General features: G+C 62.8%; 13 protein-coding genes. 7 read left to right on the forward strand and 6 right to left on the reverse strand.

Annotated features, from left to right (window positions below; translation table 11 throughout):
- A partial coding sequence (locus AC4FS3_RS27975; protein WP_491023256.1) for a nucleotide-binding protein occupies positions 1–185 on the reverse strand: 185 nt, incomplete at its 3' end.
- 437 nt (positions 186–622) lie between these two features.
- Between AC4FS3_RS27975 and mobC the strand changes: the two genes are divergently transcribed.
- The 3 genes from mobC to AC4FS3_RS27990 are packed head-to-tail and all read left to right on the forward strand — an operon-like array spanning position 623 to position 5,508.
- On the forward strand, positions 623–1,210 hold the full coding sequence (mobC, locus tag AC4FS3_RS27980) for a plasmid mobilization relaxosome protein MobC (RefSeq protein ID WP_020952609.1): 588 nt from the start codon (positions 623–625) through the stop codon (positions 1,208–1,210).
- Entirely contained in the window at positions 1,197–3,569 is a 2,373-nt protein-coding gene (locus tag AC4FS3_RS27985; protein ID WP_491023257.1) for a relaxase/mobilization nuclease domain-containing protein, read from the forward strand. The genes mobC and AC4FS3_RS27985 overlap by 14 nt, the downstream gene beginning before the upstream one ends.
- Positions 3,562–5,508, forward strand: coding sequence for a type IV secretory system conjugative DNA transfer family protein (locus AC4FS3_RS27990; RefSeq protein ID WP_491023258.1), 1,947 nt, complete (start codon positions 3,562–3,564; stop codon positions 5,506–5,508). Before AC4FS3_RS27985 ends, AC4FS3_RS27990 begins: the two co-directional genes overlap by 8 nt.
- A gap of 45 nt (positions 5,509–5,553) precedes the next feature.
- Here AC4FS3_RS27990 and AC4FS3_RS27995 read toward each other — a convergent pair whose 3' ends face one another.
- A complete protein-coding gene (locus AC4FS3_RS27995; RefSeq protein ID WP_491023259.1) occupies positions 5,554–5,988 on the reverse strand; it encodes a hypothetical protein in 435 nt (144 codons plus the stop codon).
- 134 nt (positions 5,989–6,122) lie between these two features.
- Between AC4FS3_RS27995 and AC4FS3_RS28000 the strand changes: the two genes are divergently transcribed.
- Positions 6,123–7,376, forward strand: coding sequence for a hypothetical protein (locus AC4FS3_RS28000; RefSeq protein ID WP_491023260.1), 1,254 nt, complete (start codon positions 6,123–6,125; stop codon positions 7,374–7,376).
- Between the two features lie 27 nt (positions 7,377–7,403).
- On the opposite strand, the gene AC4FS3_RS28005 is transcribed toward AC4FS3_RS28000, so the two are convergent.
- From AC4FS3_RS28005 to AC4FS3_RS28015, 3 genes are all read right to left on the reverse strand, one after another.
- Positions 7,404–7,637: a hypothetical protein gene (locus AC4FS3_RS28005; RefSeq protein ID WP_491023261.1), complete on the reverse strand. Its 234-nt coding sequence runs from the start codon at positions 7,635–7,637 to the stop codon at positions 7,404–7,406.
- Positions 7,638–7,830: 193 nt separating this feature from the next.
- Positions 7,831–8,352, reverse strand: a complete 522-nt coding sequence (locus AC4FS3_RS28010; protein WP_491023262.1) for a PIN domain-containing protein — start codon at positions 8,350–8,352, stop codon at positions 7,831–7,833.
- A complete protein-coding gene (locus AC4FS3_RS28015) occupies positions 8,349–9,434 on the reverse strand; it encodes a helix-turn-helix domain-containing protein (protein ID WP_491023263.1) in 1,086 nt (361 codons plus the stop codon). The genes AC4FS3_RS28010 and AC4FS3_RS28015 overlap by 4 nt, the downstream gene beginning before the upstream one ends.
- Before the next feature lie 103 nt (positions 9,435–9,537).
- Between AC4FS3_RS28015 and AC4FS3_RS28020 the strand changes: the two genes are divergently transcribed.
- From AC4FS3_RS28020 to AC4FS3_RS28030, 3 genes are read left to right on the forward strand one after another with little or no spacing between them, the layout of a single operon-like run.
- Positions 9,538–9,762: a DUF2188 domain-containing protein gene (locus tag AC4FS3_RS28020; RefSeq protein WP_491023264.1), complete on the forward strand. Its 225-nt coding sequence runs from the start codon at positions 9,538–9,540 to the stop codon at positions 9,760–9,762.
- A 13-nt stretch (positions 9,763–9,775) separates the two neighbouring features.
- Complete coding sequence (locus AC4FS3_RS28025) at positions 9,776–9,982, forward strand: hypothetical protein (RefSeq protein ID WP_491023265.1); 207 nt, start codon at positions 9,776–9,778, stop codon at positions 9,980–9,982.
- A gap of 9 nt (positions 9,983–9,991) precedes the next feature.
- Positions 9,992–10,912, forward strand: coding sequence for a hypothetical protein (locus tag AC4FS3_RS28030; protein ID WP_491023266.1), 921 nt, complete (start codon positions 9,992–9,994; stop codon positions 10,910–10,912).
- A 373-nt stretch (positions 10,913–11,285) separates the two neighbouring features.
- On the opposite strand, the gene AC4FS3_RS28035 is transcribed toward AC4FS3_RS28030, so the two are convergent.
- Positions 11,286–11,627, reverse strand: a complete 342-nt coding sequence (locus AC4FS3_RS28035) for a single-stranded DNA-binding protein (protein WP_491023267.1) — start codon at positions 11,625–11,627, stop codon at positions 11,286–11,288.
- Positions 11,628–11,684: the final 57 nt, after the last annotated feature.

An 11,684-nucleotide genomic window follows, 5' to 3' on the forward strand; every position in this document is an offset into this window, starting at 1 on the left:
CTGTACCCGGCACCCTCGGCCCGTTCATACCAGGCACCGAGTGCATCGGTCCCGTCGGTGTCCATGAGGGTGACCCGCCGACCGGCGGCGATAGCGGCGCTGATCAGGGCGCGGCTCAGCGTGGTTTTTCCCGATCCGCCTTTGCGGGCCATGGCGGCGATGACGCGCAAGGAGTCGTTAGGCATGGCATACCTGCAATAATAGTTATACGTAAACATAAGAACCTTATTGTTGTAGGGCGCTGACCGGGATGCGTCAAGCGGGACGCAAGGCGCAGATCGCAGGAAGCGGCAAGCATTGAGCAGCTCCCAAAGGGCGTGGCGCAGGCAACGAGATGCAGATCTCATTCCCCTTCCGGCACTTTCCACTCCGCAGAATGCAGGACGCAAAGAGCGTGATGCAGGTGCCAGTAACCATCCTCCAGAGCGCAGATAACTGGACGCGTTTCGCATGGAGCGGGATGCAAATCGCAAGGCGCGTGATGCATTCCGCAGACAACAGAAAACCGCCCCTTTGGGACGGTTTTTTATAATGAGTACAAGCCCGTAGGTCCGACTCCGCTTGTGCTGGGAGTCGGCGGGCTTGTACGATCTTGGCAAGAAATAGGAGCGTTAACTTCAAAATGTCCCCGGCCCGCCGACTGACCGAAGAGGAGCGTCTGAGGATCGCCAAAGAGCGGTCTGAAGGCGTGCCCGCGGCCGATCTGGCACAACAGTTCGGGGTCAGCCTGAAGGCGGTCTACAACGCTGTGAACCATGCTCACGGACGGCGCGCCTCGAACGGCAGTCGGCCTCAGGTGGTCGGATTGAGGCTCAGCGCGGCCGAGCTGCGCCGGTTTGATGCGGCGCTCTCGGCACGTGGCATCGGGCATCGTTCTGATGCTCTGCGCTGCATGATACTGGCCGCCAGCGACCTGCTCGCGCCCGATGTGCACATGACGGAGGAACTGCGCGGTCTTGGCGCGGCGATGAACCGGGTCGGCAACAACATCAACCAGATCGCCCGCCGCCTGAACGAGGGGCGTGTCCGTGGCGAGCAGGCGGTCCTGACCGGGTCGGAGAAGGCCGAGATCCGGGCTCTGGCCGGCCTGGTCTTCACCATCGCGGATCAGGTCCAGGAGATGAGCCGCAACCGGCGGGCGTCCCTCAAGCTGGAGGTGGACAAGGCGCTCGCGCCCCTGATCCGGGAGGCACGCGATGGCGCGGGCTGATGCCGTGAGGGCGGTCAATCCGGCGCTTTTTGACCGGGGCTGGAGCAAGGTTTCTGGCTCGGCCTCCGGGGGCTTGGGCAAGCGGGCACAGATGGTGCGCGCGGCGCGCGGCCATTCGCCGGCAATCTTCAAGGCGATCCGGCAAGGCGGCTGCCACACCGGGGCGCAGCTGCGCGCCCAACTGTCCTACCTGACCACCAAGTCGAGCTTCATCCTCGACTCGCGCGGCACGCATGACGGCAAAAAGCTGCTCTCGCCTGGCGAGATCGAGCGGGTGGCGCGGCGCTTCGAGAACCAGTGGAACGAGCGGCATGCGCCGAAGCTGGGCCATACCGCACATCTCCTGATGGCCTTCCCTATCGGCACACGTTCCTCCGAGGCGCAGGAGATTACCCGCGAGATCTGCGAGCGCTTCTTCGAGGGTGACGGGGCGCAGTTCGACTATATCGCTGCGATCCACGAAGACCGCGCCCATCCCCATGCCCATATCGTGCTGAACCGCCGTAGCAAGGACGGGGAGATGTTCTTTCTCGGGAAGGATCATCATTTCAACTACGACGCATTCCGCGAAGCCATGGTTGAGGCGGCCGAACGTCATGGGCTGCGGCTTGAAGCCACGCGTAGGCTGGATCGGGGTGTGCTCACCCGCGCTGCCAGCGACGTCGAGATCCGCAAAGCCATGGAAGAGGGCAGGTCACCGGTCGAGCGACATCGCACCGGCGCTGACCTTGATCAGGCTATCGCCGAGGTGGCGCGCAATGCCGCGATCTATCGGGGCCTCGCTGCCGAGGCCTCGCGTTCGAACTTCCACGATGTTGCGGAAGCCCTGTCCCGGGCCGGGGATGTGCTTGCCCGGGGTGATCGTATCCAGTCAGACGGAGTGTTGTATATGAGTGATGAAGTTCATGATTTTGACCAACTGATCGATCGGTTCTCGCAGAACATTCGCCAGATCGAAGGGCTGATCGAACGCGCCCCTGCGACCGAGCGCCCGGTGATCGAGCGTAAACTGACTGATGTGTTGCGTGAGGTCTCGCATCTGCAGCCCCTGGGGGACCGCTCCGACACATTGCATGAGCCGGCGTCCCGAGATGGGATCTATGCTGCGCCGAACCTGGTCGAGGCCCACCGAGATCAGCTCGAGGATCCAGGTGTCAAAGCCCGCGTTACCGAGGCCGTGCGGGGAACCGGGATCGATAGCGATGCCGTTCTGGCCCGGATGCGCGAGGGGGCAGGCAATGCCGCACTGGAGCAGCAATGGCTGGCGCAGGATCTGCGGGCCATCGCGAAGGAAGAGCAGCTTGATCTGCGCGACGCTGCGCAACGCGGTCAGGCGATGGACAGGCTCGAGACCGTTCATGGCAAGCTGGGGGATGTGCTGACCGAGGCCCGTGTCCTGCGGGTCGTGGGGGATGTGGAGAGGGAAGGGCCGGAAAGGGAAGAGGGGGCACGGCTGTCGGAGGCCTCCGGTCACAAGGTTTCGGCTGATAACGAAACCCTGCGCAGTGAGCCAGATATTTTCAGCCCGGCGGAACGGGAGGAGTTCCGGGCGCTGGTCAAACAGTTCCAGCGGACGGACTTCAGTTATCCCTATTCCGATGATCCGCGTGTCCGGCGCGATGGCGAAAAGCAGGTGGCCGAGGCGAAAGAGGCCTTTGACCGCTTTGCCGAACGCTCGCCCCAGCATGCTGAAATTGCGACCATGGCCTGGGAGAAGGCCACCGATGTCATACAGCCCCCGGCGACCGGCGTGCGGGTCGCACATCGCACTCTCCATGCCGGCGATATGGATCTCGCGCAGCGTGATCCGTCGATCCGCCTCGGCCCGATCACCGAAGAAGTTCGCGAAATGGCGAGATTGCGGGCCGAGACCCCACAAGAGCAGATCCGCGATGCCGTCGGCCGGGAAATCAACGAGCTCCATGCCGCAGGCGCGTCCCGCGACCGTATCATCGAGAGGATCGCCAAGGTTGAGGACGACACCCGCCAGGCCTATGCGGAACGCCGCAATCTGGATGCGACAGCGCCCCAGCTTGCCTCCGCCTTGCGACAGGCGGTCGATGGCAAGGTCGATCTGGCCTCGGATGCGGCGCGACACCGCTTCGTCGAGCAGGTCAATGATCGCCTGACCCCAACCGAAATCGATGATCTGCACCGCGGCGATGCGAAGGTGCTGGACCGGATAACCCCCAATGCGCTCGAACAACTGCAGCTGGCACGGGCCTATCTCGAGGCCAGGAATGTTCATGCCAATGATCCGGCTATGGACCGCGTGCTCGAGCGGATCGTGGAAGAGCGCCACGGCGAGGATATGAGGCATTCCCTCTCCCATGGCGAGAAGGGGATCACCCATGGATAAGGGACGCATGCTTCTTGGCGCCGCAGTTCTGACGCTACTCGGGCTCGCCATCGGCTATGTGCTGGCGACGATCTATTTTGCCGTCCAATTCGGATACTCGACGCGCAGCTTCGATCTCACTCTGTTGGCGCGGAACTGGTTGGGGCTGAGAACCTCGGCTCCGCAGGATTTCCTCTGGGTGAACGGCATCATCCTCGGGACGGGCCTCGCGGCCCTCCTCCTTACCGCGACCATGCTCGGCGATGCGCTGACCCGCTTCGGCACCACGCATTGGCAAAGTCGGGCCGAGATGACGCGCAACGGCTTCTTCGCCGGGCCAGGTGCCGGGTTCTTGCTCGGCAAGATGGGCTCCCCGAAATCGAAGAGGCCATTTATTGTCTCGCGGACGTTCCCGCATGCGCTGGTCGTGGCCCCGACAGGCAGGGGTAAGGGTGTCGGCTTCGTAATCCCGAACCTCCTGACCTATCGCGGCTCGGCCGTGGTTCTCGACGTCAAGGGCGAGAACTTCCGTGAGACATCGCGGTTCAGGGCCTCCACCGGCGACAAGGTGTTCCGCTTCGCGCCCACGGATTGGGAGCGACCGACGCATCGCTACAACCCGCTGGCCCGGATCGCGGCACTGAAGAACCCCGACCGCCAGCAGATGGAGCTGAAGCTGACCGCCAAGCTCTTCCTGCAGACCGATAACGAAAAGCTCAGTGGTCTGCTCGCCGGCGGGATCGATCTCTTCGTTGCGGCCGGCCTTTTGGCCTTCGAGCGCGGCAACCCAACCATCGGCGAGATTTACCGCATCACAGCCTCGGGAGGGAACAAGCAGCTGGAATTCCTGAAGCGGGCGGAGGAGGTGAAGAACCCTTCGGCCAAGCTGATCTTCGAGCGCATGGCCTCGACCAACAACGACACGTTGACCTCTTACCTCTCACTCCTGATGACCTCCGGTCTTGATACCTGGGACAACCGGGCGATTGACGCCGCCACAGCGACCTCGGATTTTTCTTTCCGGGACATCCGCCGCCAACCGCATGCGATCTATCTGGTGGTGGAATCCGAGATGGTCGGGCCACTGGCGCCCCTGATCCGGCTGTTCTTCTCTGATCTGATTGCTTCGCTGCAAGCCGCGGAACCCGGGAAAGATGAGCCTTGGCCGGTGATGATCATGCTCGATGAGTTTGACCGGTTGGGAAAGATGCCGATCGTCGCCGAGAGCATCAAGACGCTGCGATCCTATGGCGGCAACCTGGCGATCGTCACCCAGACCATTCCGGCATTGGACGAGATCTATGGCGAGAACACGCGTCGCTCCCTACAAGGCGGGGCAGGGGTGAAACTCTATCTGACCCCATCCGACCAGAAGACCATCGAAGAACTCAGCCAGGCCGTCGGCAAGACGACCAAGCGGGTGGTCACCCGGTCCCGATCGGTGGGGCGCAACCCTTTCGAGGGGCGGAGCGTGACCGAGCGCACCGAGGAAACACCGCTCCTCAATGAGGATGAGGCGCGGCGGTTGGATCTGGACGAGGTGATCCTCGTCGTCGATGCCCAGATGCCTATTCGAGCACGACGGATCAAATATTATGAGGATCCCGATCTGAAAGCACTGCATGCCGGGCAGTCGGGGAGCCATCCCTATCCTGATGCCGAGAAACTGCGCTACGAGGCGCGCCTGAAGGAGACCGAGGAAACCGTCGAACGTCTGTCGCGCGAATTGGGCGTGGTTGCCGGCGTTCCGAGTAAGAAGGCCCGGAAACGCATGGTCGAGCCGGCGCCCGCTGCACCGATCCTGCGTGCACCGTTACGCCGTGCGGCTGCCTCTGCCCCGCCCGAGCCAATCCGGGTCGATCTCACGGCGTTTGGCAGCAATGGCGAGGGACGACAGGCCGTCGAGGCCGCCGTGCTGAAAACGGCGTCAATTCTCGCGCAGCATGCGCCCGAAGCGTGAGGGGCAGCGGCACCATGTGTCCCGCGCCGCGCGCCAGATCCCGGGTCACCCCGGTAGCTGGCGCTGCTCCAGCGTCTCGTCATCGCCGTCGGAGTTCATGGCATCGGCGATCAGATGCTCGACCGTCTCGTTGAAATAGCTGGTGAGTTCCCGGTGCAGCGTCCGGAACTCTTCGGCAACCAGGCGCTCGAACTCGGCTTGCCGCACCCGGACCATGACCGTGGTGCGGCGCTGGCGTGGATAGCGGTAGGGCTTGACCCCGTGTTTGCGGCACAGCGCCACGAAAATCCGCACCGACCAGATGTCGGGGAAAGTGTATTGCAACTCGGTCTCCGGCGCGCGGGCCGGGGATGACGCCAGTTTCGCCTGCAGACGATCCCGCGCGGCGCCCGCTGCCGCGCGCTCACCCGCCGTCGCGCCGCGCGCGAACAGCGCTTCCAGCTTGACGAGTTTCTCGCGGATATCACCGTTTGCGCCCATGTTCGGCTCCTTCCTCTTGCCGGTCATCAACGCCAGACACGGTGTGGCGTCAAGGCGTGCAAACTGCTCAGGCCCAACGCCTTTATCCCGCACAAGGCCTGTGGCAGTCTCCGCGTGTGACCGGGGAGATCAGGTTGGCGCGCAAACCTTCACATTCATGGGCGTTCCGGGCTGGCATGCGCGCCGGGGCCTTCAACTGGCGCGGAACCGCGAAGGCCATCGAGCGCCTGAAGGCGGCCAGCTCCGAGATCAAGGCCTTGAAACGCAGCGATCCGGTGACGGCCGCCGAGGGTGTGATTGTCCTTACCGAGCGGATCTGGCCAGCTTTTGAACATATCGACACCTCCTCCGGCGCGCTTGGCACCGCGGTGCGACGAACACTGGAGGATCTCGTGCCGGTGCTGATCGCCGCTCCGGCGGATGAAAGCGTGCGGGTACGATGGCTGGAGCGCATCCGTACGGCCATTGCCGAGGATGGCGTGGACTACGTCGCGCCATTGGCAGACCGTTTCGGCGAGATTGCCGTCTATCCCGCGCTGATCAACGCGCATGCCGACCGGGATCTGGCGATGGTTTCCGCTGCATGGGCGGATCACACGTCTTTCATTCACGTTCCCACCGCAACGCTCACCCTCTCCTGCCTTCTCGAAGCCGGGCGGTATGACGAGTTGCTTGCCCTGCTGGACGTCAAGAAGACCCGCCTCTGGTTCGACGAGAAATTCGCGGCCGAGGCACTGCTGCGGCAAGGGCGTGAGGGTGAGGCTCTGGCCCGGGCTGCGTCACTGCTGGAGGATGACCGCCAGAGCTGGGGTCGCCAGGAAACCGCCCGTTTCTGCGAGGCGCTGTTGATCCGGCGCGGGCAGCCTGACGAAGCCTATCGGCGCTTCGGCCTGCCGACTGCGATGGGTAACACCTGGCTCGCGATGTGGCGGGATCTGGTGAAGCGCTACCCGGATATCGACCCGCGCCGCATTCTCGAGGATCTGATCACGTTACACGGTCGCAAGGGGAAATGGTTCGCCGCGGCCAAGACTGCTGGATACCTGGACATCGCGCTGGATTGCGCGCAGGACAGTGAGGCCGCCCCCGTGACCCTCACGCGTGCGGCGCGGGATTTTGCCGTCAAGGAGCCGGATTTTGCGGTGGGCGTTGCTCTCTGCGCCATCCGGCATCTCATCGCGGGTCGGGGCTACGATACCGGTCCACACGATATTGACGAAGCGATGGTTCATCTGACTGCGGCCAGCCAACGGATTGGCTCGATGCATCCTGTGCTAGAGGAACTGCGGAGAATAGCCGACGGCGAGCGCGGCGTGGACCCGCTTGCTACCCGTCTCAGGGAGAGGATCGTGTTGCTGGAAAGCAGCGCAGACGGCGAAGCTAGGTGATCGTTCGTTTCGCGCCGCCATCCGTGATTATCTGGCTCCGTTTTGCGAGGCTTGAGCCCAAGCAGCCCGCAGCCGATGTAGTCGACGGCTTCGCCCTTGAAACAGCACGCCCTTGATGAGGTCGAGATTGGCAATCGCGGTGCTGCGCGCGACCGAGCCAGGCGCGCTGTGCACAAGGTGGAAGAATACGGCGTCGTGCAGCTCATAGAGCGCCGCGTCAGTGCGGCAGGCGAGATCGTCATAGTTGAGCAGCGTATCCATCGGCGCGGTTCCTTTTGTCAGTGGCGGGCACATAGCCCTTCGGCTGACAGGACCGTCGCAGCCGATCCGGAACGCACCCTCACGGGCGGCCTATCGGCCGAAGCTTCACGCCTTGCCGTTCGCGGAGAGGTTGCGGCAGGAGGGAAGGGCAGGGCAGCAGACCGCCGCGACCGAGAAGAACAAGCAGGAGACGCTACCCGCGCCTCAATAGACGCAACCGCCGTGCCAGCTCCGGCGCAGGCAGCCGCACGTTCGGATCGTCGCGCCAGAGTTCGAGCGCCGTCGTCAGGATGTCGTCGCCGCACAGCGCTAGCCGCTTGAGTTCATCAACCACCCACAGCACGCCATGTACACGGCGGCCGTCATCCACCGCCACGCCGCGCAAGAGCCCGTCGCCGGTCAGGAGGATTGCGCCATCATGGCAGCGTGTCGTCACAAGGCAGAAGCAGTCATTGGCCGAGAGCTTCGGGAAGGTGGCCTTGACCATGAAGGCTTCGGCAACCCGTTCGGGCGGCAGATCGAAGATCGCGATACCGGCATCGAGCACAGCCCATTCCTGCGCCGTGAAGCGGATCAACTCGGAGTCCCGAACGGGCAGGGGGATGACTAGGTGATAGGGCAGTCGCACCAGCAGATGCAAAAGCCGCGCCTTGCGAAGGTCGATCAGGCAGGAAGCGTCATTGACGACGACGATGGGGGCTTCGTTCCGGGTCACTGGTCACGCGGCCCCCGCATTTCTTCCTCGATCTTGGCGAGGGGAACCTTGAGAAGCTGCGCCGCGCGTACCGGCGAAATCATCTCTTCCGCTAGCGCCAGATAGACCAGCCGCTCGAAGCGGAGCGGCTTTTCAAACGCCCCAAGACCTTGCCCGTCCTCAATCGGCGAAGGCTCATCGGTGCGCCAGGCGCGCGCATAGGTCCGAAACGCATAGTCAACGGTCGCTTCCGGCAGCAGCCCGACATCGCGCAGCCGGATCAGCATCGCCGCCGCCGACATCCCGTAGAACCGCTTTAGCCGGATCAGCTCATGATAGGTGATCCCGTGCCTGTCTTCGCCCACTTCCTTGCGCAGATGATCGGCGGGAGCGAGGAAGGCTCCTGCAAAGCGGTGCATCGCCTTTTCGAGCTTCATGTCGACCGGATTGGCCACATCCTTGATCACACGATGCGCCAGCTCGTGCGCAAGGTTGAACCGCTTGCGCTCGATATTGGTCCGGCTTGAGATGACCACGACTTCGGTGTCCGGTTTGTCGCTGGTGCGTTTTACGGCACAGGCCAGACCGTCGAAGCGCTCCGGAAGGTCCGCCTCAATCACCTTGACCCCCTTCTTTTCAAGAAGATCGGTGATGCTGGGAATCGGGTCGTTTCCGATCTCCCACTTGCGGCGCAACTCCCGCGCCTTGCGTTCGATTTCTTCGGGCGAGCCCACGGCATCGCACCGAACCTCCACGAACGGATCGACGGGCTCTTCGAGATCCAGAATGTCCTCAATGGCCAAGTAGTCTTCCAGCTTCTCAATCACCAGCGCTTCGGCATGGGCGCGATCCTTGGCCGAGGTTCCGGAATGCTTCCGAAACTCCACGCCCGACAGTTCCGCGACTTGGCCGCTCATCAGGAAGTCGAGCGACACACCGAGTGCCTTGCCGAGACCGAGGAGGACCGACGACGAGGGCATCATCTTGCCGCCTTCGTACTTGCTGATCGCTTGGGCGGAGACCGGCGGAGAGACGCGTTCGGACAGGGCCTGTAACGACAGCCCCGCCCTCTTCCTTGCCAGCTTCAGCCGCTCTGCGAACATGCTATCTCTCCCTTGGCTTGTTGGTTGATAAACGCAAATTCTTATGATGTATATAAACACAGAGTTGGCAAAACGTCAACCGAAATCGACCTATGAGGATAGAATGCCTAAGAAAAATCAGCATGTTGTGCCGCATCAGAGCGGTTGGGCAGTGAAGGGGGCGGGCAACGAGCGTGCGTCGTCCGTCCACGGCACACAGCGCGAGGCCATCGTGGCCGCGCGTGAAACGGCCATGCGCCAGGGCAGCGAAATGCTGATCCACGGCGAGAATGGCCGCATTCGCGAACGCAACACCTATGGGGCGGACCCCTTCCCGCCGAATGGCTAAGGAACACTGACCGATGAAATTCGAGATGAAGATCAATGGCCGCAAGGTCACGTCGGCCAGCCAGATCGAGCGCGAGCTGACGAAAGCGGCGGAGCACGCCGTTGAGGAGAGTATCCGCAAGGCGGCTGGGCCGGGCGTCCGGATCAAGAAGACGCTCGAGGGCTACATCGCACAAGGTTCGCCGGATCAGATCGACCGGCTGACCCGCCGTCTCCGGTGAGTGCTCCAGATGAGTGACGACGAACAGGGAGAGCCCCCGAAAAATGGCATCGATCTTTCCAAGCTCGAATGCTTGTCTGATGGCGAAACGGTCAGGCCGCCAAGCCCTGTAGAGATACACAGCTTGAAAGAGGCCGCGCGCGCCGCTGAGGCGATGAAAGCCGTGATGCCGTCTCGTGCGATCCAAGATGCCATGAAGGCGATCAATGGTGGCGCAGCCATGGAAGAGATGCGCCGTGCAAGCGCGCAGATGGATGCGATGAAGAAGGCGCTTGGGCCGACCCATGAGCTTCAGGAGCGTATCCAAGCGCTGACAGGACAGTTCGGGCCGGACAGCAGCATGGGCAAGCTCGCCAAGCAGCTTACCGAGCAGCACCGATCTATCGACGCTTTGCGGATGCCTTCACCCTCAATCGGGATCGAGCCGCCCCGGATACCGGACGTGCATTTACGCGTTCCGCCAAACCCCATCCATGAGACCAATGACCGCCTTGAGCGGATCGAACAGCGTTTTGAGCAGATGCTTGATGTTGCCGCCAACGGTGCGGAGATTGCCACGGGTTTGCAGGCGCACGCGGCCGAGTTCCTAGTGAAGTTCGAAAACGCGGCATCTGACAATGACCGATCCGCCGCCCGCGCCATTCGCCTTGGCGCAATTGCCGTCGTGATCGCGCTCACCATGCCCCTGGCACAAATCCTCTACACCGAGCTTTGGCGTGTGCCGCAGGACTCGGCGTCCATGGAAACGGTCATCACGGATATGCAGGCCGAGATCACCACGTTGCGTCAGACCCAGATCGAGGCCGCCGACCGTATTGCCGTCACCTTGGAGCGCTCCGATCAGCAGATGATCGAGGCACTTCGCGATATTGCCCGCAGCCTTGCCACACCGCCCCCTGCGCCAGTGGAAGTGCCTGTTCCGGCTGAATAGCGTACGGTGCCCCCATCGATCTGTTCTGTGGAGTCAGCGCGTTTTCGTAGCACCGCCTGATCTGCCCCTTGGCGCGTTCCTGACAGGGCGTCTCCCGTTCAGGTTGGCGTCCTATGGAATGTCCGCGTGGTTTGACGGACCGCGCCGTCTGGTCAAGGGCTTGCCCGCACCACCCCCTTCGGGGCCGTGCTGGCCCTGTGACCCGCCGCCTCGTGCGGCCCGCCTCCCTTGTTCGCGTCCATGGTGACGCCCAACCCATCGCATCGATTGGGAGGGCATTGCCCTCTCGATCAATTGGTGCCCCGCATGGCTTGGAAAGGATGCCTATTACAGCATCGCCCATCTTGAACTCGTTGCCAACAACCGCACGCGGCTACCCATCCTTCCCGACCGGAACCACGGCAAAGCGGTCGGCGGTCAGGGAGGTCTCATAGACGGTCTGCCCGTCCTTCGCGTAATTGCTCTCGCCGATCCGTCCCCGGACATGGACCAGATCGCCGGGCTTCAGGTTCTCTTTCAGCCAGGCAAAACCCATGGTGCTGCGCTCAAAAAGCGTGACGGTGTTCCAATCCGTGCGCTCGCGCAACTCGCCGCTGTCCTTGTCCTTCCAGCTGTCGGTTGCGGCGATGCTAACCTTCAGGACCTTGCCGCCCCCAAGCTCGGTTCTGCGACCGACATAGCCCTGAATCTGGAACTCCGCGAAGGTGTACAACATATTATCTCTCCTCGTTACGATACTGGTTTGAAGGCTCGCCCTCGAATGGGCGGCTAC

It is taken from the genome of Pseudogemmobacter sp. TB195 (genome assembly GCF_058313095.1).

Excerpts from the sequence above, each read along its gene's own strand:
- mobC (WP_020952609.1), top strand. The coding sequence starts at position 623 with ATGTCCCCGGCCCGCCGACTGACCGAAGAGGAGCGTCTGAGGATCGCC.
- AC4FS3_RS27985 (WP_491023257.1), top strand. The coding sequence starts at position 1,197 with ATGGCGCGGGCTGATGCCGTGAGGGCGGTCAATCCGGCGCTTTTTGAC.
- AC4FS3_RS27990 (WP_491023258.1), top strand. The coding sequence starts at position 3,562 with ATGGATAAGGGACGCATGCTTCTTGGCGCCGCAGTTCTGACGCTACTC.
- AC4FS3_RS27995 (WP_491023259.1), bottom strand. The coding sequence starts at position 5,988 with ATGGGCGCAAACGGTGATATCCGCGAGAAACTCGTCAAGCTGGAAGCG.
- AC4FS3_RS28005 (WP_491023261.1), bottom strand. The coding sequence starts at position 7,637 with ATGGATACGCTGCTCAACTATGACGATCTCGCCTGCCGCACTGACGCG.
- AC4FS3_RS28015 (WP_491023263.1), bottom strand. The coding sequence starts at position 9,434 with ATGTTCGCAGAGCGGCTGAAGCTGGCAAGGAAGAGGGCGGGGCTGTCG.
- AC4FS3_RS28020 (WP_491023264.1), top strand. The coding sequence starts at position 9,538 with ATGCCTAAGAAAAATCAGCATGTTGTGCCGCATCAGAGCGGTTGGGCA.
- AC4FS3_RS28025 (WP_491023265.1), top strand. The coding sequence starts at position 9,776 with ATGAAATTCGAGATGAAGATCAATGGCCGCAAGGTCACGTCGGCCAGC.
- AC4FS3_RS28030 (WP_491023266.1), top strand. The coding sequence starts at position 9,992 with ATGAGTGACGACGAACAGGGAGAGCCCCCGAAAAATGGCATCGATCTT.
- AC4FS3_RS28035 (WP_491023267.1), bottom strand. The coding sequence starts at position 11,627 with ATGTTGTACACCTTCGCGGAGTTCCAGATTCAGGGCTATGTCGGTCGC.